18 protein-coding genes and 2 pseudogenes are annotated in these 21,970 nt (G+C 68.9%); 7 read left to right on the top strand and 13 right to left on the bottom strand.

The genetic code is table 11. From position 1 onward, the window contains the following. Nucleotides 1-385 precede the first annotated feature (385 nt). Complete coding sequence (locus G3I40_RS20870; RefSeq protein WP_343244976.1) at nucleotides 386-1,066, top strand: restriction endonuclease; 681 nt, start codon at nucleotides 386-388, stop codon at nucleotides 1,064-1,066. Nucleotides 1,067-1,434: 368 nt separating this feature from the next. Here the strand turns inward: G3I40_RS20870 and G3I40_RS48150 are convergent. Then, nucleotides 1,435-1,521: pseudogene (locus G3I40_RS48150) on the bottom strand (IS5/IS1182 family transposase); the annotation flags it as partial. Nucleotides 1,522-1,646: 125 nt separating this feature from the next. Between G3I40_RS48150 and G3I40_RS20865 the strand changes: the two are divergent. Beyond that, nucleotides 1,647-2,147, top strand: a complete 501-nt coding sequence (locus G3I40_RS20865) for an NUDIX hydrolase (protein ID WP_164303637.1) — start codon at nucleotides 1,647-1,649, stop codon at nucleotides 2,145-2,147. A gap of 305 nt (nucleotides 2,148-2,452) precedes the next feature. Continuing rightward, nucleotides 2,453-3,502 (top strand): prevent-host-death family protein, encoded by a 1,050-nt coding sequence (locus G3I40_RS20860; RefSeq protein WP_164303636.1) that lies wholly within the window; start codon nucleotides 2,453-2,455, stop codon nucleotides 3,500-3,502. Nucleotides 3,503-3,887: 385 nt separating this feature from the next. Here the strand turns inward: G3I40_RS20860 and G3I40_RS20855 are convergent, their stop codons facing one another. The 3 genes from G3I40_RS20855 to G3I40_RS20845 all read right to left on the bottom strand — a co-directional run bounded on the left by G3I40_RS20855 (nucleotide 3,888) and on the right by G3I40_RS20845 (nucleotide 5,972). Continuing rightward, nucleotides 3,888-5,069 carry a glutathionylspermidine synthase family protein gene (locus G3I40_RS20855; protein ID WP_164303635.1) on the bottom strand — a complete coding sequence of 394 codons (1,182 nt, stop codon included), beginning with the start codon at nucleotides 5,067-5,069 and terminating at the stop codon, nucleotides 3,888-3,890. Between the two features lie 5 nt (nucleotides 5,070-5,074). Then, entirely contained in the window at nucleotides 5,075-5,410 is a 336-nt protein-coding gene (locus G3I40_RS20850) for a hypothetical protein (RefSeq protein WP_164303658.1), read from the bottom strand. Nucleotides 5,411-5,633: 223 nt separating this feature from the next. After that, nucleotides 5,634-5,972 (bottom strand): hypothetical protein, encoded by a 339-nt coding sequence (locus tag G3I40_RS20845; protein WP_164303634.1) that lies wholly within the window; start codon nucleotides 5,970-5,972, stop codon nucleotides 5,634-5,636. Between the two features lie 375 nt (nucleotides 5,973-6,347). On the opposite strand from G3I40_RS20845, the gene abc-f reads away from it, so the two are divergent. After that, nucleotides 6,348-7,973 (top strand): ribosomal protection-like ABC-F family protein, encoded by a 1,626-nt coding sequence (gene abc-f, locus G3I40_RS20840; RefSeq protein WP_239091849.1) that lies wholly within the window; start codon nucleotides 6,348-6,350, stop codon nucleotides 7,971-7,973. Nucleotides 7,974-8,671: 698 nt separating this feature from the next. On the opposite strand, the gene G3I40_RS20835 is transcribed toward abc-f, so the two are convergent. Next, nucleotides 8,672-10,396, bottom strand: a complete 1,725-nt coding sequence (locus tag G3I40_RS20835; protein ID WP_164303633.1) for a RecQ family ATP-dependent DNA helicase — start codon at nucleotides 10,394-10,396, stop codon at nucleotides 8,672-8,674. Between the two features lie 341 nt (nucleotides 10,397-10,737). Here G3I40_RS20835 and G3I40_RS47245 point away from each other — a divergent pair, with 341 nt between their 5' ends. Continuing rightward, complete coding sequence (locus tag G3I40_RS47245; protein ID WP_343244975.1) at nucleotides 10,738-11,304, top strand: hypothetical protein; 567 nt, start codon at nucleotides 10,738-10,740, stop codon at nucleotides 11,302-11,304. 1,059 nt (nucleotides 11,305-12,363) lie between these two features. On the opposite strand, the gene G3I40_RS20820 is transcribed toward G3I40_RS47245, so the two are convergent. From G3I40_RS20820 to G3I40_RS20790, 8 genes and pseudogenes are all read right to left on the bottom strand, one after another. Next, a complete protein-coding gene (locus G3I40_RS20820) occupies nucleotides 12,364-13,074 on the bottom strand; it encodes an ATP-binding protein (RefSeq protein ID WP_343244974.1) in 711 nt (236 codons plus the stop codon). Nucleotides 13,075-13,167: 93 nt separating this feature from the next. Continuing rightward, on the bottom strand, nucleotides 13,168-14,670 hold the full coding sequence (locus G3I40_RS20815) for a metallophosphoesterase (RefSeq protein ID WP_164303632.1): 1,503 nt from the start codon (nucleotides 14,668-14,670) through the stop codon (nucleotides 13,168-13,170). Nucleotides 14,671-14,774: 104 nt separating this feature from the next. After that, complete coding sequence (locus tag G3I40_RS47240) at nucleotides 14,775-15,044, bottom strand: hypothetical protein (protein ID WP_239091846.1); 270 nt, start codon at nucleotides 15,042-15,044, stop codon at nucleotides 14,775-14,777. Between the two features lie 86 nt (nucleotides 15,045-15,130). Further along, nucleotides 15,131-15,448: a hypothetical protein gene (locus tag G3I40_RS20810; RefSeq protein ID WP_164303578.1), complete on the bottom strand. Its 318-nt coding sequence runs from the start codon at nucleotides 15,446-15,448 to the stop codon at nucleotides 15,131-15,133. An 88-nt stretch (nucleotides 15,449-15,536) separates the two neighbouring features. Continuing rightward, nucleotides 15,537-16,053, bottom strand: a pseudogene (locus G3I40_RS20805) (transposase); the annotation flags it as partial. A gap of 102 nt (nucleotides 16,054-16,155) precedes the next feature. Beyond that, nucleotides 16,156-16,626: a hypothetical protein gene (locus G3I40_RS20800; protein ID WP_164303631.1), complete on the bottom strand. Its 471-nt coding sequence runs from the start codon at nucleotides 16,624-16,626 to the stop codon at nucleotides 16,156-16,158. A 553-nt stretch (nucleotides 16,627-17,179) separates the two neighbouring features. Beyond that, nucleotides 17,180-17,581, bottom strand: a complete 402-nt coding sequence (locus G3I40_RS20795) for a hypothetical protein (protein ID WP_164303630.1) — start codon at nucleotides 17,579-17,581, stop codon at nucleotides 17,180-17,182. Between the two features lie 18 nt (nucleotides 17,582-17,599). Further along, the gene (locus G3I40_RS20790) at nucleotides 17,600-17,971 is read right to left on the bottom strand and encodes a hypothetical protein (RefSeq protein ID WP_164303629.1); all 372 of its coding nucleotides are present in this window, start codon (nucleotides 17,969-17,971) and stop codon (nucleotides 17,600-17,602) included. Between the two features lie 166 nt (nucleotides 17,972-18,137). Between G3I40_RS20790 and G3I40_RS20785 the strand changes: the two genes are divergently transcribed. Together G3I40_RS20785 and G3I40_RS20780 are read left to right on the top strand one after the other, a co-directional pair. Continuing rightward, complete coding sequence (locus tag G3I40_RS20785) at nucleotides 18,138-20,945, top strand: BTAD domain-containing putative transcriptional regulator (protein ID WP_203644471.1); 2,808 nt, start codon at nucleotides 18,138-18,140, stop codon at nucleotides 20,943-20,945. A 252-nt stretch (nucleotides 20,946-21,197) separates the two neighbouring features. Further along, on the top strand, nucleotides 21,198-21,830 hold the full coding sequence (locus tag G3I40_RS20780; protein ID WP_164303628.1) for a uridine kinase: 633 nt from the start codon (nucleotides 21,198-21,200) through the stop codon (nucleotides 21,828-21,830). Nucleotides 21,831-21,970: the final 140 nt, after the last annotated feature.

Genomic DNA, 21,970 nt, shown 5'->3' with positions numbered 1-21,970 from the left:
ACCGCTGGGACTCTTACCGCTGTCACCGGAGGAGCCGTGGGAGTGGTGCCGCCCATAGCAGGGTCGGCGTGACAGTGGTGCACCCACAGTCCGCCGCGACGGTGACGGTACGCGGACGTCGTCCCCGCCGGGGCCGGGTGTTCCTCGGCGCACAATGCGACGGTAGCGCCCCCGGCATCGTCACTCGCCACAACTCGCCTCCACAGCAGGCCCTTTGACCCATAGGGCGAATTCCAGTCGGGTGGACGCGCGGCCGGGCGCGTTGTCAGTGTCGGGTGCTGTCATGAAGGTGGAGGCAAGCCATGGCGGGATGAGGGGGGCCGGTAATGGGCAGCATCGGGGGACGCAGTGGCGTGTGCCGCGGCGGACGGCCGGAGACGGCACGGTGAGCCGCAGGCGCCGCAAAAGCGAGGAGGACTTGCTGGTCGCCTTGGGCGCGCTCGTCCTGGTGGGGATCGTGCTGGTGAAGGTGGGCCAGTGGGTGTGGGCGCACTGGTGGGTCCTGGTGGTCCTCGGGCTGCTCGTCGTGCTGACAGTGGCGGCACTGGTCTATCGGAAGATCGGTCAGATGCGGGCCGCGCAGCTACGGGTCGAGGGCCTGACGTATTCGCTCGGGCAGTTCGACGCGATGCACCACAGTGCCTTCGAGCACGCCATACGCGACCTGCTGGCCAGGGACGGTTCGCGCGACGCACTGCGCTGCGGCGGACGCGGGGACCTCGGTGCCGACGTGAAGGGCCATGACCCGCTGGGCCGTTACTGGGTGATCCAGTGCAAGCACCGCCGCAACGGACTGAGTGGTTCGGCAGTCGGCACCCCGGACCTGCAGACGCTCAACGGCACCGGCCGGCCGGTGCACAAGGGCGATGTCGTCGTACTCGTCACCAACGGCCGTATCTCCGCCCCGGCCCGCGAGTTCGCCCGCCAGCAGCGTCTGCACCTGGTCGACCGGAGTCTGCTGGAGCAGTGGGCCCGGGGCCGGCGGCCGTTGTGGGAGGTCCTGCCCGCGCTCCCCGCACCTCGCAGTCCGCGGAACCAGCCACCTGCCGAACCGGCCGGCAGGTGACTCCCCGCCTACCGTGTCATCGAGTCTGTCGCAGTGCACCACAGGCCCCCTTGGCGACCTTCGTCATGGCCCCGGGGCTTCGTGCTGCCGACTCGCTGTGCGGTGACTGGCCCGGCTCTCGCGCCCCCATGACCGTGGCCACCTTCACTCGTGGCACGGGGCGATGCGATCGGCGAGGAGCGAGGGGAGCGCGACCAGCGGAATGAACAGAAAACGCCTGCACGCACAGCGCACCGCGCATGACAGATCTCCGCCCGCCGAAACGGCGGCTTGCCGCCGGGCCCGGATTGGGCGGGCAGAGAGGTGGAGTGCGGCCGGTACAGGCGATGGCGAAACGCGCTGGGCCGGATGGGACTGTTGTGAGGTGACTTGGGATGCGCGGCGTTGTCGACCTCTTCGCCCGGCAGCAGGGCTCGTCGGAGGCGTTCGCCGTGTGGGGTGACCATGCCGCAGCTGTGAAGCAGACGCGGCGCCTTCAGCGGGCACGGTCCAGGCCGCGTTGCTGTCGATGCGGCGCTGTCGGTGCGGCGTCGTACTCTGCGGCAGGTGAGAAGGACATCCGCAGCTGAGAGGACACCCGATGGAGGCACGAACACTTGAGGCCGCTATGTGCGATGCGCGTGAAGCTCTATCTGACTACGACGGCACGTTGGAGTGGCTTCTCCGCCCCGATGTGTCCTTGGAGGGCCCACTCGCCGCCGAGGTGTGGGTGTTTGATGACGCGTTGACCCATGTCTTGCTCGTGAGGCACCGCTGGCGAGGCTGGGTACCACCGGGAGGCAAGGTGGATCCGGGCGAGACACCGCGGGAGGCAGCTCGTCGGGAACTGTTCGAGGAGACCGGCGTGCAGGCGGAACTCATGGGGACGCCAGCGGCCGCTACGGTGCGCTCATATCACCCCAACTGGCCAGTCACCGCGGGACTTTCCTATGTGACAGTGATCGATAGGCGAACGCAGTTGGCGTCTGAAAGCGGTCAGCCCGCTGCCTGGCACCGGCTGGATGAGCCCTGGCAAGGATGGTTCCCTGACGATCGTCTCCGCATGAAACAGTGCGCCCTGCGGCTCGGAGAGGGCGAGTAGGGAGCAGTCCTGACTCGCACGCGGCACACCCCAACTCGACCCGGTAATTGCCCTGGAGCCGGAAAGCATCCGGTCGGTCAGCGAGGGGAGGAGCACAACGGTGCCTTGGGCCGTGGTTTTGGCCAGCCCCCAGTCTCCGCCGCTTGTCCAGCGCGTAGAGCATCCAGCGCGCACTGCGTGGACTCGGCCTGTTCCTTGGCTGCGCGACATCTCACTGATCCAGACGTCGGCGGCCGCTACGCTCCAGGCCTGGCTGGTACGCCCCCTCGGCCTGGCCGCGGTCGCTGCCAGTATCGTCCCCTCGCATGGACAACGTTGAACTGAGTGACGCCATAGCCGACTTCACGGGTCTCGTCGGTCGCGTCGAGGAGACCGGCGAGCGCGTGTGTCTCGTCGAGGGCGGGGAGCCGACGAGTGTGCTCCTTGCGGCGGCGGAACTCGCGGAACTGGAGCACTTCGCCGGGCGGGTTGAGGGCGGCGTGCGGCCCCGGTCCGGAGCGGGGCAGGGGCAACCGTTCGGTCCGGACCCGCAGGGCCCCTACCTCCGGTACGTGCACGCCGACGGGGCACGGATGACCTTCGTGCGAGACCGGGTGGTCGTAGCCGAGCTGAGGTCGGTAGCGGAACTCGACTGGCTGGAGGGCAGGACGCGCACCGCTCGCCAGGGCTACATGTCGCCGAAGCGGGCAGCTGCGTTCGAAGAGTTCCTCGCGCGCCAGGGTCCGGTGGGCGACGGGGTGGCATGGATCGCGGCCAGTTGGCGGTGCCAACAGCCCTTCACGCATCTCGTGTTCCTCAGGGGGCCGGCCGCCGAGGACGTGGCGCTTGCCTACGGGGCCGACGCGCAGGACATCGCTGACGGGCTGATGCTCCACCAGGTCGAGGAGCGAGACGCACGGGAGGGCACCGACGATCTCACTCGCGTACTTGCCTTCGGGGAGGAGAACGGCTGGACATGGCTGGGCTACGACGACTTCGACGATGCCTTCTCGCGCTCCCTCGACCCGCCCGCCGAGAAGCAGATCACGCTCAGTGCGACCACGGCCAAGGCCATCTACGAATTCAGCTATTTTGAGAACGGGGTGTATCAGAACCCCTTCCCGATCGAGACCGGCGCCGAAGACCGGCGGGACATGTATGAGCTCATCTGGTACACCCCGGGCGAGGCACCGTTCGCCGCGGAAGCGCCGCTGTCCTTCCTGAATCTGCACCTGCGCATCGCCGAGAAGGCAGGCAACTGGACGGACAACATCGCGCTGTTCTTCGAAGGCCTGGAACGAGCCTTCGGCCTCGCCCTGCCCCGGGACGCGATCACCTCCGGACACGTGCGCTGCGCCCGCCCGGCCCGCCGCTGATCCCGCGGTTGGACCGGACGGCGAAGGGTCGTCCGCTGCCTGCAGTGAGCTCCCGACGAGGGAGTGCCTCGGCCGTCCACCGGCCGCGATCGGGCGTCGCCTCGGCATCAGCCTGGCGGGCTTCCCATGTGCATCAACGGCGCTCTCGGTTCGAGAACGGCGCCCTGATCGAGCGCGAGGAGCGGTCCGCGTGAACCTTCACGACCTTGTGCAGAACCCGGACGGGCATGCCCCGCTTTGCGTCGGCAGGGGTAAGGCCGATCCCGGACGGGTCTCCGCGGACCCGCTCGCGGAGTAGCCGCCCCTCCTCAGCATCAGCAGTACTCGGGTATAGGGCACTCCTTGCACATTTGCCGACGACGTCGTGCGCTTCCCTGCTTCTCGGTCACAGGATGACGTGAGGCAGGAAGCGGGCGTACTCGTCCGTGATCGGGCCTGTGGACTCTCGGATGCCGAGACCTGCCGCCTCACCGTCGACGACCCAAGCACCGAGGACCGTACGATTCCCGTCGAAGTCGGGCAGGGGAGCCAACTCCTGGTAACAGCACGGGTCTTCGCGGATCGCGGCGGGGCCCGCGGGTGGATGCACGGTGATGCCCGCGCCCTCCCGACCCAGCAGAGGCTTGGCCACGTAACCAGTGTCGACCAGGTCCCGCGGGCCGTCGACGTACGCGGGCAGCAGGTTCGGGTGCCCTGGATACAACTCCCACAGGACAGCGAGCAGGGCCTTGTTGCTGAGCAGCATTTTCCAGGCCGGCTCGATCCACATCGTGGTGCCGGTGCCGCCGCCGTTGTCGAGGGTGTCCAGGACATGGCCGGCGAACGTGTCGGTGGTGAGCCATTCCCAGGGATACAACTTGAAGCAACTGCGGATGAAGCGGAGTTGCTGGTCGACGAAGCGTCCTGAGAGGCTGTCCCAGCCGATCTCTTCGACCGAGATCCAGTCGGTGTCCAGGCCCGCCTGCTCGGCCGTCTCCTTGAGATAGGCGACGGTCATGAGATCCTCGCCGAGTTCGTCGACGGCGGAATGCGCGAAGTGCACAGGACTGCCCGGCGGCAGCAGATCAGACTGCCGTTTCCAGGAGGCGACCAGGCGTTCGTGGAGGGAGTTCCACTGGTCTGCGCCGGGGAAGCACTCCTCCATCCAGAACCATTGCGGGCTGGCCGCCTCGACGAGCGAAGTGGGAGTGTCCGCGTTGTACTCAAGGAGCTTCGCAGGCCCCGTGCCGTCGTAACGCAGGTCGAACCGGCCGTAGAGCGAAGGGAGTTCAGTGCGGCGGCGCCAGGAGTCGGTGACCGCGTGTATCACGCGCGGGTCCGTGAGGCCGAGGTCGCCGAAGCGGTTCGCATCGACGATGTGCGCGGCCGCCGCCAGGCACATGCCGTGAAGTTCTTCGACGACCTCCTCCAGTGCCTCCACTTCGGGCAGGGAGAACGCGTAGTAGGCGCTCTCGTCCCAGTACGGCCGCAACGAGTCGTCGGGATACCGGGTCAGGGGATAGATGAGACCTTGCGCCTCGACCGTGCGCTGCCAGTCGGGGCGGGGGGTGATGAGGTGCCTGTGCATGATGGTCAGCCGCCCGAGCTTCCCTCGCCGCCACCGAGGCCGCCTCGTGACACGCCGGATCCGCCGGAATCGCCACCACCCGACGACTTGCCGAACGAGCCGCCACCGACCCGGCTGCCGCTCTTCGAGCCACCGTAGTACCAGCCGACGTGCCCGCTCGACGACCCGCTCTTGCAGTACTTGTCGTCAACGACCTTGTAGCCCTTGGCCGCCGTGTAGCTGTCACGATCCACGCAGCGCTTGTCCGGGTCGGAGTCGCAAGCGGTGAGCGTGGCCGCAAGCAGCCCCACACCACCGAGCACAACAGTCCCCGAGCGCAAGCGTCGTCGGTTCGCCTTGATGTCCGCCACTGATGATCCCCCGTGTGATGTTGATGATCCGCGTGCCGTACGCGGCTTGCACGACGTCCAGGGTAGAAGCAGGCCCCATGCAAACGGCCCCAGGGTCCCGGATTCCCGCGATACCGGCCCTCGACTCACAGTCCTCGGCGCTCATTTCGGACGCTTGGTGGAAGGGACCCAGCTTCCTCAATGGCACGCGTCGCGCAGGCTACCGGCCTGATCGCTAGCTTTCGGTGCGTACCAGTGTCAGCCTGCCCAGCCACTCGAAATCGTCCGGGTACTCCCACTCCTCGGCTCCAGCAAGTACTGCGGGGAGGTCCGCCCGCGGGATCGGCGGGCCCGGCTGGCAGCCGGCCGCCCCATCCGGTGCGGTCCACGGGATATAGCGGCGGACCTCAACCGTCCCGCGATCAACGAGGGACAGGAGGATGGGTGCCAAGTCCGTGGCCGGCCCGGACGCCAAGGGTTCCGGCAGGTCGCCCCGGACTCCAGGAAGAATGTCTATCTCGCTCGCATTGAGCACGAAGGCGTACTCGACATCGGACAGCTTACGTTCGCGCACGGCGCGATTCTTGCAGGTTGCGCCTGGCGGACATTCGGCGGCTGGTGTTCTGACGACGACGTCGACTATTTCGGCCTCTGGATGGTCGGGCTCGGAGGCGAGATCTCTTCGAGCGAGCGGTGCTTGGCCCGGATGCCCTGGCCGATGCGCCTGAGGCCCTGCGTTGGCCGGGCGGGCCATGTCGTGAGCGGTCATGCGGCCCGTTCACCTAGGAGCCGCCCCAGGCCACTGACGATCGTGGCGGAACAGGGCTGAGACGAGACGGATCGTCTTGTATAGTGGCGGCATGCGTCTTTACTTCTTTCTCTGAGTCCGGGCGCGGCCCACGTCGCCGTTTCTACTGCCCGTAGACCCCTCGTATCCCAGGGAAGAATCATGCGCGAACGCGTTCCCGCCGTCATGCCCGCTGCCGTGGCGCAGCTGTCCGTCAAGGACGTCACGAAGTCGTACGGCACCCGGAGTGTCCTCGAGCAGGTCACGTTCACGATCCGGCCCGGCGAGAGGGCTGCCGTGATCGGAGAGAACGGCTCCGGCAAGTCCACCCTGCTGCGGCTGCTCGCCGGGGCCGAGACGCCCGACTCCGGCGAACTCACCGTCGCCTTCCCCGGCAGGGTCGGCCACCTCGCCCAGACCCTCGACCTGGACCCGGACTGCAGCGTCCAGGATGCCGTCGACCTTGCGCTCGCCGAACTGCGCGCCATGGAGCGCGAGCTACGGACGGCGGAGGAGCTGCTCGGAGACGCGACCGAGGTGGAACTCGCAGCGTACGGCGAGCTGTTGACCGCCTACGAGGCGGACTCCCGTTTCGACGCGGCGATGCACGGGCTCGGACTCTCAGGGATCACTCGCGAGCGCGTGCTCGGCTCGCTTTCCGGCGGCGAGCAGTCGCGGCTCGCGCTCGCCTGCGTCCTCGCCGCCGCCCCCGAGCTGCTGCTCCTCGACGAACCCACGAACCACCTCGACGTGACAGCCGTGCGCTGGCTGGAGGATCAGCTGCGCGCTCACCGCGGCACCGTTATCGCGGTCACCCACGACCGCGGCTTCCTGGAGCGCATCGCCACCACGATCCTGGAGGTGGACCGCGATACGCGCGCCGTACGCCGGTACGGTGACGGTTGGGCCGGCTACCGCACGGCGAAGGCCTCCGCCCGACACCGTGCGGAGCAGAACCATCTCCTGTGGCTGGACGAAGTCGCCCGTACCGAGGCGCTGTTGGAGGCGGCCGGGCGGCGGCTCGGCGGGACCGGCAAGGATCCGCGTCAGGGCTTCGGCAAGCACCGTCGCTCCCACGAGGCGAAGCTCGGCGGGCAGGTGCGGGCGATCCGTGAACGGCTCGCGCAGCTGCGACGCCATCCGGTGGCGGCGCCGCCGGTGCCGCTGCGGTTCGCCGCGCCGTTGCCTGCGGCGGCCGGGGGCGCCGTTGATCGCGCGTTGGTGTGCCTCGATGACGTGCGAGTCGGCGAACGGCTCCATCTGGAGGGCCAGTTGACCGTCATGCCCGGGCGGCGGCTGCTGGTCACGGGCGAGAACGGGGCCGGCAAGACGACTCTTCTGCGCGTCCTCGCGGGCGACTTGGAGCCCGACGCGGGTACGGTCCGTCGCTCGGAGCACATCGGATACCTGGCACAGGAGCTGCCGGTGCACATCGCCCGGCTCCCGCTCCTGGCGGCCTTCGCGGCCGGACGGCCCGGGCTGCCGGACGAGCATGCGGAACAGCTGCTCTCCCTCGGCCTGTTCCGCGAGGAGGACCTGTGGGTTCCGGTGGCGGCCCTGTCCGCGGGGCAGCAGCGGCGGCTGCAGATCGCGCTGCTGGTGACCCGTCCCTCGGACCTGCTCGTCCTGGACGAGCCGACGAACCACATCGCGCTCGACCTCGTCGAGGACCTGGAGACAGCGCTCGGCGAGTACCCGGGCGCGGTGATCGTGGTCTCGCACGACCGGGGCTTCCGAGAGCGGTTCGTGGGGGAGCGGCTGGAGTTGCGGGGCGGGCGTCGGGGGTGAGTCCTCCACGGGCCGATACGGCTCCACCGGCGAGAGCGAACGTATCCGCGTCGGTGACACCTGCTTCAACAAGGCCCCATCGACCTGTCCGTGGCCTCCCTGAACGTTGTCCATTTCGCGCCTGTGCCGGCGAATGATGCTTCTGGGTGATGAGGAACTCAGGGAATGTGGGATGGATCTCGCACTGCTGTTGCCTGACCATCCTGCATGTCGTTTTACGCCGCCGCCCCGGCCCGAGCGGCTGCTGCGCGAGTGCCCGGAGACCGTGGACAGCGCTGCGGCCTCGCCCTGACGCTCGCCGTCGGACGGGGGCGACCACGCCGTTTCCGGGGGCCCGTGCTCTGGGATCGGTCTCTGGATGGGGGACAGCGTCGTCGTCACCCCGACCGGCATCGTCCTGTATTGGCCCGATCCAGATAACGGGGCCTCCGGACGCCTCGAGATCGTGGGTCGGAGTCTGCCCGACTTCCTGGCCGCCGTGGATTGCGGACACGACTGCGCGCGGCCGACGAAACCCTGTGCTTCTGGCTGAACCACGGGTTGTTGCCGACTTCGCGGGCGCCGCTGACCCGGTCGGACTGGGTCAGCGCCTCGACCAGGATCACGGGCGTCAGCACCTGCTTCTGGAGAAGCCGTTTTCTGTGCCGAAGAGGACGCCAGAAGGTTCTTCGCCTGCTGATGGTCCAGACGGACCTGGCTCAGGCTGTCTTCTTCTGCCCGTCTACAGCTATGGGCGTCAGCAGACCGTGGTCACTGACAGCCGAGAGCGACAGGGTGCGGTACCCGGCACTGGCGAAAAGCGCCGTGACGCGATCTCCCTCCTGGCTCATGATCTCGCCCTCTCCCCAGGACTTGTGCCGCACCCGCGTACCAGGAAGGAACACGACGTCGCACGGTTCACTGTGGTGCGTTGTTCCGCCCGTGCCTGCGAGCACGCCCTGATGCTGCTCGCGGGACAAGGACTCGGGCGACACGGGGGCGCACACGTCACAGCTCGCGCAGTTGCTGGTGCCGAGGAGTTCGCCGAAGTAGCCCAGAAGATGACGTCGTCGGCAGCTGGTGGTCTCGGCGTACGCCCGCATCATCTCCAGGCGAGAGCGCTCGAGTCGCACCCGGGCGGCGGCGATACGCAACGCTTCCTTGGCGCAGGTGTCGCGCCGGGCGCCGGGCACCGCGTGAATGACTCCCTCGGCCTCGCACCGTATGCCGCCCGCCTCCTCCAAGAGGTGCACCAGCGAGGTCAGCGCCGTCTGCGACATCTCCAGCTCGTCGTGCAGAACCGGGCCGGTGACGCCGTCGGCATGGGCCCGCACGGCGTCCATCAGGCGCAGGAGGGTGTCGGCGTCGGGTTCGCCTCCCGCGCGGTAACGCTGGGACGACAAGTCTTCGGGCCGGTACGCGAGGATGGCGGCTGCCGGTTCTCCGTCGCGTCCGGCGCGCCCTATCTCCTGGTAGTAGGCGTCAAGGGAGCCGGGGACCGTGGCGTGCAGCACGAAGCGGATGTCCGCCTTGTCGATGCCCATCCCGAAGGCGGAGGTGGCCACGACGACGTCCAGCGTGCCGTCGCGGAAACGCTCGTGGGTCCGGGTGCGTTCGGCGGTCTGGAGCCCGGCGTGGTACGCGGCGCTGTCGAAACCGAGGTCGGACAGTTCCTCGGCGTACTGCTCCGCCTCGCGCCGCGTGCCGACGTAGACGATTCCGGGTTTCGCCTCGGCTGCCGCGCGTTCCACGACCCAGCGGCGCTTCGCGCTGCCCTCTTGATGACGGACGACCTCCAACTCGATGTTGGGGCGGTCGAAGCCCGCGATCACCTGGTGGGGTTCCCGCATGCCGAGCCGCTCGATGATGTCGGCACGGACCGGCGCCGCGGCGCTCGCCGTCAGGGCCAGCAGGGGTGGGCGACCGATCCGTTCGCGTGCCTGGCCCAGGGACAGGTAGTCCGGTCGGAAGTCGTAGCCCCAGGTCGAGACGCACTGGGCCTCGTCGACGACCACCAGCGCGGGGCGCGCCGCGGCGATCTCGGCGACGACGTCGTTCTTGGCCAGCTGTTCCGGGGAGACGAACAGGAAGTCCAAGGCGCCTTCGCGTACCCGCTCCCAGGCCACCGCGTTGGCCCGCTTGCCCTGCGCGGAGTTGACGGCCTTCGCGTCCGGCCGCCCCCGGGCCCCGGTGAGCGAGGCCACTTGGTCGCGCTGCAGGGCGATGAGGGGGGAGACGACCACGGTGGGGCCGTCGAGGAGAACGCCCGGCACTTGATAGACGGCCGACTTCCCGGCTCCGGTGGGCATCACGACGATGGTGTCCTGCCCTGTCATCACGGCGCTCATCGCGTCGATCTGCGGGGCCCTCAACTGCTTCCAGCCGAATACGTCCCGGGCGGTACGACGAAGTCGCCGCCGGAGAGGAAGGTTTCTGAGCGACATGGATCTCCAGAAGCAGAAGAGTTTTTCAGGGTGCTGTCGCCGCGTACCCAGAATGCCGATGAACACGGCAGATGGACGACATCGTCGCGATGCCGGTCCGACTCCGGACCACACGGACTCGGCGACCACGCGCAGCAGCGCCTCCCTTCGTCCTTCCGCGTCGCCACGTCGTCGCAGGTGACTGCGGATCACCCAGGACGAAGACGTTTTGTCGGCCAGGACCCCCGCCGTGCGATCCGCGGTCGGTCACTCACCGCGGGAGCCGCCACGCCTGGACTGCGTAACGCTCAAGGGACCACAGGCTTCCCCGACTCCAACAGCCACATCCGGGAGGTCGTCCAGTGACCACCTCTCCAGCCACCGAGATCCAGGCACTGCTGTCCTTCCTGTACGGGCAGCGCCGCCACGTTCTCGGCATCCTCGACGGACTCGACACCGATGCGCTGCGTCAACCCGTGCTGCCCTCAGGGTGGAACTGCCTGGGCATGGTCCAATGCCTCGCCCCGACGTCGGGCGGTTCGTCCAGCCGCCCCGGAAACCGGCAGCAGGTTTCCGGTCCGTACTATCCCAGGGTGACCTCGCCTCTCATATCGACCCGTCGCCGTCGGCTCGCAGCTTTCTCCGCCGTCGCGGCTCTGTGTGCTTTCGCCTGGTGGGCGGTACAACCGGTCGGTGGCGCGTGCGCGGACACTGGACTGACTCTTTCGTCCGATCCCTATGGGTCCACCTACGACTCGCCCGACGCTGTCAAGGGGTCCGGCGATGTGCAGTACGAGGGCAAGTACGTGCCGAGTGAAGGGTCCTTGCCCAGTGCGGACTCCGGCTCCAGCCTGTTCGGTTCCGGCAGCAACGACCCTTGCGGAGCGGAAACCCAGCACCCGCGTCTGTTCGGCTGGCTCGGCCTGTAGGCGGCCCGAGGATCACAGGCCCGCATTCCGGCGACCGACCGGGCTCCGGACGCCTGCGGGCGCTCGGATCGCGCAGGTCTCCGTGCCGCATACACCTGGGGAGCGGGCAGCCAGCAGAGGCGCAGGGACGGGAAGTTGAAGGCCCGGCAAGGGAGATGGCGGCCGGCGTGGGCGGGGGATGTCGCAGCGCGGGCTCGGAGAGTACCTACTGCGTTTTCGTCCTTCTCAGGTGGTGGCGGATCGAGAGGAAGACAGTGGTGCACAGTGCGAGGAACCAGACCGGCAGCTCGCGTGTACCGAACCCGGCGCTGAAGGCGGTTGGGATCGCCAAGAAGGCGAGCAGGCTTCGAGCGGCTCACTGGTTTCTGATCGACGAACCGCAAGTCCCTATCAGGTGCAGTTCTGCGGGTTCACCGTGGCTAATTTCCCTACCGTGCCTGCTCCCGTGCTTGGCGAATCTCGGTGGGGATGCGGCCGCGCGTGGGCACGGTGAAGCCGTTCGTGCACGCCCAGGCGCGAATGTCGTGTGAAGGGGAGGGCCGTCGGGGTGCAGTGGCGGGGTCAGCCGGTCCTGGCGGGTCGCCTCGAAGCCGATCCCGCTCTGGAGCAGGGGCTTGGGCAACTGCGGGACGGAAGTGGTGCCGCTGAGGAGGGAGAACAGGAATTGGGTGAGGGTGCCGTCGAACGCACCAGCGGGGTCCGCGGGCCTCGTTGACGGCGATCCTCCACGCCGCGATGTCGTTCCTGGGGTTCATGATCCAGAACAGGGTTTCGCCGTTGTCCGTGCCGCCGCACGGCAGTAGGAGCTCAGGATCGACTGGTGCCGGGTAGGTCCCACGGGCGTGGTCGTCACGTACCTGCGTTCGGATGGGGGCGCTGGCCGGGCGGGGCAGGTTGACGGGGTGATGGCGGCGGTCGCCGTCGGCTACTCACGGGGTACATGCGACGGCACCGGCCCAGGAAGGGTTCCGGGCGGACGAACGGCGCCCTGCCACCCCCGGCCGTCACGGGTGGCTGGGCGCCGTCGCTGTGGACTGCGCGGGGTCCCTCGGAAACTCGTCAGGCTGTTCGCCGGTCGTCGACCCGCGTTTCGAGGTGCGGCCAGGCCGTGGCCAGGCGCGAGAGATCGCCGACCGCTGGCGCGCTCACCGAGCACAACGAGGCATCCGCTCTGAAATGGACCAGTGTCCCGGTCGTGCCGTCGTCCTCGACGGGCTCGAGATCGGTGACGGGGATGCCGTGTTCGTATCGTTGGGTCCAGGCCCCGTTGTGGCGACGATTGGTGTGCACGAGCCACTCGCTGAGCGCCGCGACGACGGACATGCCGCGCCGAGGATGACCGTCGGGCAGCACCTCAGCCTGTGGGAAATCGAAGAACCGGAGGTCCTTCGTGGCCATGACCGGCTTCTTCACGCTCCGGCCGTGCTTGTCCACACGAGTGTCCGTGCCCCGCCCACTGTCTCGGGCAGACAGGGAACCGTCGGGATGGAGAACGACGACGCAGCGCCCCCTGCCGTTGGCTGACGCTTCGTCGGCGGCGTAGGCAAGTACCTCAAGGACGAGATGCCAAGGCCCCTCCGGAGCGAACTCCGCAGGATGCTGTCGGATATACGCCAGATGATCCGCATCAATGAAGCCGGACCAGTCATGCGTCGTGTTGACCCAGGGAGTCCTCACCGTGTCCATCAGGCAAGTATCCCGCCTGACGATGTCGTTGCCGATGGTCAGAGGCAGGGCCAGTGCCGGCGTGCGTCCGGCGCTCCAGCCCACAGTGGGGTGTCCGTGGTGCGGTGGAAATGTGCTTGCCAGGTCGAAGAGGGCAACACTCCTGTTGCCGTGACCGGACCCGCGCCGCGCACGGCGTCAGGACAGTGGGATGGTCACCTCGTCCTCGACCGGGGGATCGATTTCGTGGTCGAGTGTCCCGGTCGCCGAGTGGCAGCGCAGACGGACCGAGGCCGGCGTGACGTCCAGCCGCAGGAAACATTTGAAGAACGGGGGGCTGTACGTAGCCGAACCCGGCGAGAAAAGCTGTGTGTAGGCCTTGCGCACCGGGAGTCGGAGCAGCGTGTTGCGGTCGGCGCGGCGGCCGGCGCCGAGGAGACTGGCGACCAGGCGGATACGCCGGGTGACGCGAACGGGTCCCCCCTGCGCGCGGATCGGCGGGACGCCGAGCCGTTCGGCGATCACCGCCATGGCCTCGGCCTCGGTCAGCGTGAAGAGACGGGTCATGCGCAGCCGGCGGCCGTACAGCCTGCTGTAGAAAGCCAGCGAGTCGCCGCGCAGCGGATAGCAGCGGAACTCGTCCTCCGTGACGTTGGCGACGGAGACCCGCGGGACGGTGTGCGTGGCGTGCATGAACGCTCCGCCGCCACCGGCGACGACGTACTGGATCGTGCGCCCGCCGTCCACCCGTACCGGATACCGTTGGTAGTTGTGGATGTCGCCGCCGATCGCCGCGACGTAGTGGTGGTCCGGGTCACGCACTATGGCGTCCACTGTGCCGCCGCCCTCGATGGCGCACGGGTGGTGCTCGCCGTCAACGTAGAGCGGGGACCCGGTCACCAGTATCTTGGGCCGGTCGCCGCGCGACACCTCGCGGAGCCAGCGCCCCTGTTCGGCGTCGATCGTGCCCAGCAGACCCGTGTCGATGCCTATGATCCGCACCGGCCCGGCGTCGATGGCCCAGTACGGGCCCGGCTGGACGGCCTGTTGGGACGACTCCGAACGCAACGCCCGTGCCTCGGTGAGACGTTGCTCGTCCGTCCTGCCCGGAGAGTGCCAGAGCAGCGACCGGAACCAGGCCCGTGTCAGGGGGCGCGGCTGCGCCTCGGGCGCCAGTGGTGGGGCCTCGCAAAAGACCCGCATGAAGCCCTGGAGGCCTTCGTACCAGTCGTGGTTGCCCGGTATCGCGTAGATGGGTGCCGGGTAGTCGCGGTAGGGGCGGAAGAACTTCGTGCCGTAGTCGTCGGTGCTGCCCACGGGGTAGATCACGTCACTGGCGAGCACCGCGAAGTCCGTTCCCTGACTGACCTTCAGGAAGCCTGGAACTACGGCGTATTGGGGTTCGTCCCCTTCGCCGGTGTCACCGATGACCATGAATGAGAAGTTGTCGGCGTCCGTGCGGCGGACGATCGCGTCGGTGGGCGCGCCCGCGGCCACGGCCTGCTTCACCCAGCGACTGCGGGTCTGGCCCGTCGGGTCCCCGAACCAGGAGGCGAGAACGCCGTTGCGGGCGGGCCACAGAGTCCTCGGATCCAGCCACGAGAGCTTCTTCACCCGTGCAGGCATCAGCCTTCTGTACGTGCCGAGTTGGGAGTCGCCCCAGCCGGCGCCTTCTGGAGTGTCGCGTGAGGAGTGAGGCACGGGTGCACGGTAACAACCGGTCCGTGCACCCGGAGCAGGGGGCGGCCCATGGCGGAACTCATACGGCGAGTGCGAGCGCGACAGTGACGGGTTACCCCACCGCCTCAGCGTCCGGCAGCGCAGGGGGCGCGCGAGTAGGCCGACTGCCGCAGGCAGGCAGCCTCGTAATGGTGGGCGCATCCACCCCGCCACGTCACCCACGCCGGGGCATCAAGCAGCCCTTCCGCATCTTCCAGCCCGGCTTGCCGCAGGAACTCCACGACATCCCGGTCGGAGCGTGCGAGGCCGAGGATTGTCCCCGCGCAGTCGTTAGCAGTCATTAGCCGACCGCCGGAACGCGACGGCGTGTGCACGACCAATGCGGCGCTCGCCATACCTCGAGGGTGCCGCGAGGGCCGGAACGAGGCGTGTGGATCGCAGCCTTCCGCTCGCCGGCGCCATAGTGCAGCCTGGCGTCCCGCTAACCGAAGGCGTTCGGCGGGGACGCGGCAACGGTGACCTGAGCGGTCCAGGACCCGGAGTCCTGGGGCAGATCCCAGATCACGTCGACGCGCGCTTGGTGGAAGTCGTGCGCGAGTCCCACCACCATGGCCGCAGCGGCGGCCCGTGCCTCGGCTGGGACGGCGTTGACCGGAACGTCGGTGAGGCGCCCGCAGTGCATCTCGCCGTCCACGGTGAGGACACTGTGGCGCCAGCCTTCCGATGTCGCCAGCAGGACGATGCCCTTCGGCATGCCGAAGGGCGGACGCCTCTTCTTCTCCCGCTTCCGTCTCGCCATGCAGTTATCCAACCTGGTTGACTTCCTGACGTTTCATGCGGGTTGGACTTCAGGTGCCCCTCGGCATTCGCGTACATTCGGGGCTCGCGTAGTCGACCTCCGCGAGGTCGCGGTCCATGAACGCGGCATGGTGGGCCTGCCACTGCTGAGTCAGCCGGGTGACCGTCGCGGGGGAAGCCCTGCCGCCGAGCCGAGGAACTGCTCCGGTGCCGAGACGAAGCCGCCCGAGGACAGGCCGTGCAGGTAGAGCAGTGGCAGCACCTCACTGACCGTCGGGGACTTGCGGCACCAGGGCGGCAGGATTGCCGAGGTGAACCGCTTGTGCTCGCCTCTGGCCTGGTCGACGCGTTTGTCGTTCACCCGCGGCGCCTTCACCTCGACGACCACCCTGGCCGCGGTAGTGACCCTCCTGGGCCGGTGGTAGCCGTTGCGGACCACGAGCCGCCGAGCCGTCGCGTCCCGTTGGTCGGCGAACTCGGCTAGTTAGGCGTTGACTTCGGCCTACAGGGCCGCCGTGAGCATCCGCGTCGCCCCTCCCGGACGACCTCGTCGATCAAAGCGGACCTGTTGGCGATGCTGCCGTCGTCGTTGACTACGCTGAGCACGGGCGTGCCTTCCCGACCGGTGCTGTGAACACCGGCCTCCAAAGAGCACACAAGAGAAGTGCTGCTTGCCTGGCGGCATCTCGAAGCGGCCGAGAGATCCGCTCAGCCGATGGTGAAGCGCTGGTTCTGGGTTCCTCGGTCACAGCGGGCAGTGCGGTAGTAGCCGTCGTCCTGCTGGTAGAGGCAGCGGCCGGTGCCGACGCTTTGGAGCATGATGGCGCTGCGCGCAGCGGGCTGGACAGTGCGCCACTTCTGGTACGAGCCGCCGTTGCAGCGCAGGGGGTAGACGTCGCCCCGGTCATTGCTGTCCAGGCAGCGGCCCCAGAAGTTGTTCTTCAAAGTGGTGCTGGTGTTGAGGCGCCCGTTCCACTGCCACAGGAGGCTGCCGCGTCCGGTGGTGCAGCGGTCACCCTGGAGGCCGGTCTCGGAGTCCTCGCGCAGGCAGTCACCGTAGCGGTAGTTCGCGAGGCGGCTGGTGGTGGCAGCCGAGGCGGGTGTGGAGGTGAGGAGGGGGAGGGCGAGGCTGGCTGCGGCCATGAGGGCGGCGAAAGCTTTCCGGGTCGGGCGGCGCACTTGGGTCTCCTTGCAGTGGCTGTCAGACGTGCCTCGCCAGGATTCCCGAATCCCACCAACTATGCCTGAAAAGAGGAGGAAACCCCCAGATCGAGTACCGGCCAGGCCGCCACCGGCGCTCCGCCGGCCGGTGCGGCGCGCGCGGTGAAACATGATCCCGCATGAACGTGCCGACCGCCGACATGGGCCTGGAGAACTCGGGATCGGGGCGGGGCATGAAGTTGGCCCGCCCCCAATCCGCCGAGGCGGGTGGCACGGACGCCGGCTTCACCGCGCCAACATGGAACCTGCCCGCGACGCACCCTCCGCGTTCTTATGCCCCCCCGGCCGCTCTGCACTTTCCTCCGGACGGGGGTGATGGCGCAACGGGCCCGATTGCACCGGCGCAGCGCAACCGCCCGCCTGGACCCGTGCGTCATTGGTACGGCAGGCGGCCGATGGATGGCGGCGCACGACAGTGCAAGACGGCGCCACGAGCGAGCGTTGCACGACGGCCGCGTCCGGCCCTCCGCCACCCCCGTGGGAGAAGAGCCGGACGCGGCTGTGCGTCGGGTCAGCAGTGCGGCACCTCGCCGGAGGGTCGGAAGACGTCCCAGCTCGACCAACCGGTGACCCCGGTGGCGTTATTGCGGTGGTAGTACCAGCTGATGGTCAGGCTGGGGTTGGCGGCGGGGCCGTCCTGCCAGCAGTAGACGGTCGCGCCCTGCCCCGCGTAGCCGAGGCCCTTGATCGTGGACGCGCCGTTGGCCTGGGCCCGGATCCGCACCCCGGTACCCAGGTAGTCACCCGGAGCGGAGGCGGCGGTGGTACGCGGGGCGGTGCTGTGCGAGGCAGGAGCCGATTCGACGGCGCCCGCGCCCGGTGCGGACATCAGCAGCGCGGCCGTGGCGCCGAGGACGGCGACGGCACCGGCGTAGGGACGGAAAGAGGAACGGTGAGAGAGCTGCAAGTTCATGGTTCTCCCGAGGCAGGGTCAGCAGTCGCCGACAGCGATGTACGGAACGACGACGTCCCACCGGCCCCAGCCGGTCACGCCGGTGGTGGTGTCGGTGTGGTGGAACCACTCCTGACCAGCGACGACCCGTCGGCATTGGACGGTGACATCGTGGCTGGTGTAGCCGTAACCGACCGTGGTGGAACCGGTGCTGGGCTGAGTGTGGATCCGGGCGCCGTCCACCAGATAGTGACCGGCGGAGGACTGCGCGCCGAGCGTCTTCGCCGGTGCGGCGACCGGGTGGGCCGAGGGCGCGCTGTGCGCCGTGGCGCTCGTCGTCCCGGCCGCCAGAAGGGCCGCGGCGGCGGTGACGCCGAGCAGTCCGCGTAGCAGTACGTCGTGGTGGGGCACGATGAGGTTCCTTCCCCTTGCGGTACGTGCTGGTCACCCACAGCGTCCGGTACGCGCCCTGGAAGAACCTTGCTATTTTCTTGCAGGGGCGCACAGACCGACATCGGAGCCGGCGTCGGACAGGTCGGCCCGGGCCTGGCGGACCGCGTCAGAACGAGGGACCGGTATGAGTAGCGGCATCGGCATCGGCATCGACTTCACTCTCCTCGGCGAGGTGACCATTCGCTCCCGGGGGGTCGATTTCACCCCTGGATCACCGCGCCAGCGCTGCGTTCTCGCCCTGCTCCTCCTCGACGTCAACCGCCCGGTGTCCGCACAGACGCTCGTCGCGCGCGTGTGGGGCGACGACGCCCCGTCCCGCGCGATGGCCTCGCTCTACAGCTACGTGTCGCGGCTGCGCACCTTGCGTGCGGGCCCCGGCGACGCGCAGCGGTGGGACATCGTCCGGACCTCGGCGGGATACGTATTGCGGGCCGACGCGGAAGCCGTGGACCTCTTCCGCTTTCGCTCCCTGGTCGAACAGGCCCGCGGCGCGAGCGACCTGCAGGAGGCCGAGGCCGCGTACGGTCGAGCACTGGCGCTGTGGCGGGGCGAGCCGTTCGCGGGGCTGCGCTCCGAGTGGCTGGACGCGTACCGTCGCACGCTGAGCGAGGAACACCGTCGTGCCCGCCTCGACCACTACGAGTTGCTGCTGCGACAGGGCCGGCATGCCGACGTCGTCCAATCCCTCACTGAGCTGGCCGCCGAGGAACCCCTCGACGAGCAGGTAGCACGCCTGCACATGCTGGCTCTCTACCGCACGGGACAGCAGGCCGCCGCCCTCACCGCGTACGCAGGACTGCGGCAGCGACTCGTGGAACAGCTGGGCGCCGACCCCGGCCACCGGCTGCGTGAACTCCACCGGCAGATCCTCGTCTCCGACGACGCGCTGGCCGCACCGGCGCCGGCGGAATCCCACCACCGCACACCTCGCCAACTCCCCATCAGCCCCTTGGGGTTCGTGGGCCGGGGGGACGCTCTGCGCCTCCTCGACGCGCGCGAAGGCCATGCGGACCGCGTGGCTGCGGACGTCAGCGTGATCGCGGGGATGGCGGGGGTCGGCAAGTCGTGGCTCGCGCTGCGCTGGGCGCACCAGCACGTCGACGAGTTCCCCGACGGCCAGCTCTACGCCCAGATGAACGGCTTCAACCCCCGTGCCCGGCCCGCAGATCCCGGCGACATCCTGCATCTGTTCCTCATGGCGTTGGGCGCGGCCGAGAGCGAGCTGCCCGCGGACACGGAAGGCCGCGCGGCGCTGTACCGCACGCTGATGGCCGGCCGCCGTTTCCTGGTGGTGCTCGACAACGCCCGCGACACTACGCAGGTCATGCCGCTGCTTCCCGGAACATCCACCTGTAGAACCCTCGTGACCAGCAGAAACCGGTTGAGCAGTCTCAAGGTGCGGGCCAGTGCGGAGATCGTCGATCTGGGTGTGCTGCCCGCCGCGGAGTCGTCACGGCTCTTCGCCCGTCGGGTGGGCAAGGACCGGGCCGCGACCGATCCAGCGCTGCGCGATATCGTCCACTGGTGCGCCGGGCTGCCGCTCGCCCTCGACATCGCGGCCGCGCACGCGGACGGTCTGCCAGGCGCCACGCTCGCCCAGCTCGCCCAGGACCTGCGCAACCCGAGGACCCGTCTGGACGTACTGGACGCGGGTGATGTCTCCGCCAGCCTCCGCGTCCTGTTCGCCGCGTCGCACGCCGCACTGGACGCCGAACCGGCCGCGTTCTTCACGCTGTTGGGCCTGGTTCCGCACCAGGACGTGTCGCTCGCCGCCCTCGCCCACCTCATCGACGCCGACCCGACACGGACCCGACGGCTCCTGCGCGTCCTGGAAGAGGCCTGCCTGGTCCGACAGCACCGGCCGGGACGCCACCAGATGCACGATTTGGTCCGCCTCTACGCCGAGGAACAGGCAGCGGCGCTGAGCGTCGAGGAACGCGACCGCCATACCCATCGCCTCGTCGGCTTCTACGTACGTACGGCGCGAGCAGCACACCGGACGCTGGAGCCGCATCGCACCGCACAGGACCCGCCCGCGCTCGACGACCCGGGGCCCGCCCCTCTCGCTTTCGCCGACGTGCAGGCCGCGCTGGCCTGGTTCGACGCCGAGTACGTCTGCCTCAACGACATCACCGCGCTCGCCGAACAGCGCGGCATGCACCTGGAGTTATGCCGACTGACCTGGGCGCTGCACACCTATCGCTGGCGCCGCGGACTGTTCGAGGAGAGCATCAGGGCCTGGTCGACGGCGCTGCGGGCGGCCACGGCCCTTGGCGATGCTTCACTTGCGGCACACACCCGCCAGCGGCTCGGCATCGCACTGGCACAGGCCGGGCGCTACACCGAAGCCCTGCCCCACCTTGACGAGACCCTCCACCACTTCCGCGCCGACGGCGACGCCCCGGGCCTGACCCGTACGCACCACTCGCTCGCCGAGGTCCACGTCCGCATCAATGCCTACGAGCACGCCTTGCCGCACTTCACACAAGCCCTGGCGGGATACCGCGAACTCGGCGACAAGGTAGGCGAGTCGAACACCCTCAACGGCACCGGCTGGGCACTGGCACGACTCGGCCGCTACACCAGCGGCGAGACCCACTGTCTCCAGGCGCTGCCCCTGCTCCAGGCCCATGGGGACGGGGAAGGCCAAGCGGCCACGTGGGACACGCTCGCCTACATCGCCCGCCGCACCGGCCGTACAGACCGCGCGGTCGACGCCTACCAACAGGCCCTCAGCCACTTCCAGTTGATCGGCAACGCCAACCGCGCCGCAGACACATGGGCGTCCCTGGCAGACACCCACGCCGAAGCCGGCGAGGACGAAGCAGCACGCCAGGCCTGGAAAACGGCAAGAGAGTTGTACCGAGGACAGGGGAGGACGGCGGAAGCACACGAGATGACAGAGCGCTTGTCGAACAGCACGCCTACTTGACGGTCGCTCCGCCCAACTGTCGCGCGCCGGCCTGGCGGGGCAGCTCGCCGTCGAGGACGTGACGGCCCGCCGCGGCCGGACGTCAGAACTGTCCCATTGTGCACCAGGGGCGATGACTGACCGCAGGGACGACCTATGCGAGACCGAGCACCCCGACGCGAGGGTGGGGTTGGCCTCGCGTCGCCGGACCGGTCAGGACGCCGCATGCCCCGCCCGCAGCCGCCCGTCGTTCCGCACCTGAAAGGCTCGACCATGCAGACACAGTCCCCCTTCGATCTCGACGAGGTCGCCCGGCAGATCCGGACCCGTGCGACCGGCGCCGGTCGCCGCGTCCTGGTCGGCATCGACGGCCCGGGAGCCAGCGGCAAGAGCACCTTCGCCGAACTGCTCGCCGCGCGCCTGCCCGATGCGCGGATCGTGCACGTGGACGACTTCTACCGGCCCAGCGACGAACCGCGTCCCGCCGACGGCTTCGGCCCCGACTTCGACCTGACGCGGCTGCACGAGCAGGTCCTGCGCCCGGCACACGACGGCGGGCCGATCCGCTATCAGCGATTCGACTGGGACACCGATGCACTGGCCGAGTGGCACGAACTGCCCGACGGCGTACCGGTGATCGTCGAGGGTGTCTACAGCACACGCGCCGCGGTGCGCGACCTGTACACGTTCACGGTCTACTGCGAGACCCCGCGTGCACTGCGGCTCAGCCGGGGGCTCGAGCGCGACGGCGCGGAAGCGGAGAGTCAGTGGGTGGACGGATGGATGCCCGCGGAGGACCGCTACACCGAGGCGGAGAAGCCGTACTCGTACGCGGACCTCGTCGTCGACGGCACCGGTGAACCAGGCACCGAAGGCCCCGTCTTCCGACCGACGCAGCTGCCGTGAACTCCGGCACGGCGCCGCTGGCCGCGCGCAGTGTCGCGGTTCTCGTCATCCTCCACGGCTTCTACGGAACTGACGGGTTCACAACGGGCATCGGGACCATTGCCGCCGGAGGCGGTGCCGCTGCATCCGTAGGGGCCGGG

The organism is Streptomyces sp. SID14478 (assembly GCF_010548525.1).
Classification (GTDB): Bacteria; Actinomycetota; Actinomycetes; order Streptomycetales; family Streptomycetaceae; genus Streptomyces.
This window is presented reverse-complemented; position numbering and strand designations above follow the sequence as displayed.

Excerpts from the sequence above, each read along its gene's own strand:
- G3I40_RS20860 (WP_164303636.1), top strand. The coding sequence starts at position 2,453 with ATGGACAACGTTGAACTGAGTGACGCCATAGCCGACTTCACGGGTCTC.
- G3I40_RS20785 (WP_203644471.1), top strand. The coding sequence starts at position 18,138 with ATGAGTAGCGGCATCGGCATCGGCATCGACTTCACTCTCCTCGGCGAG.
- G3I40_RS20855 (WP_164303635.1), bottom strand. The coding sequence starts at position 5,069 with ATGCACAGGCACCTCATCACCCCCCGCCCCGACTGGCAGCGCACGGTC.
- G3I40_RS20835 (WP_164303633.1), bottom strand. The coding sequence starts at position 10,396 with ATGTCGCTCAGAAACCTTCCTCTCCGGCGGCGACTTCGTCGTACCGCC.
- G3I40_RS20865 (WP_164303637.1), top strand. The coding sequence starts at position 1,647 with ATGGAGGCACGAACACTTGAGGCCGCTATGTGCGATGCGCGTGAAGCT.
- G3I40_RS20780 (WP_164303628.1), top strand. The coding sequence starts at position 21,198 with ATGCAGACACAGTCCCCCTTCGATCTCGACGAGGTCGCCCGGCAGATC.
- abc-f (WP_239091849.1), top strand. The coding sequence starts at position 6,348 with ATGCGCGAACGCGTTCCCGCCGTCATGCCCGCTGCCGTGGCGCAGCTG.
- G3I40_RS20795 (WP_164303630.1), bottom strand. The coding sequence starts at position 17,581 with ATGAACTTGCAGCTCTCTCACCGTTCCTCTTTCCGTCCCTACGCCGGT.
- G3I40_RS20810 (WP_164303578.1), bottom strand. The coding sequence starts at position 15,448 with ATGGCGAGACGGAAGCGGGAGAAGAAGAGGCGTCCGCCCTTCGGCATG.
- G3I40_RS47240 (WP_239091846.1), bottom strand. The coding sequence starts at position 15,044 with ATGGCGAGCGCCGCATTGGTCGTGCACACGCCGTCGCGTTCCGGCGGT.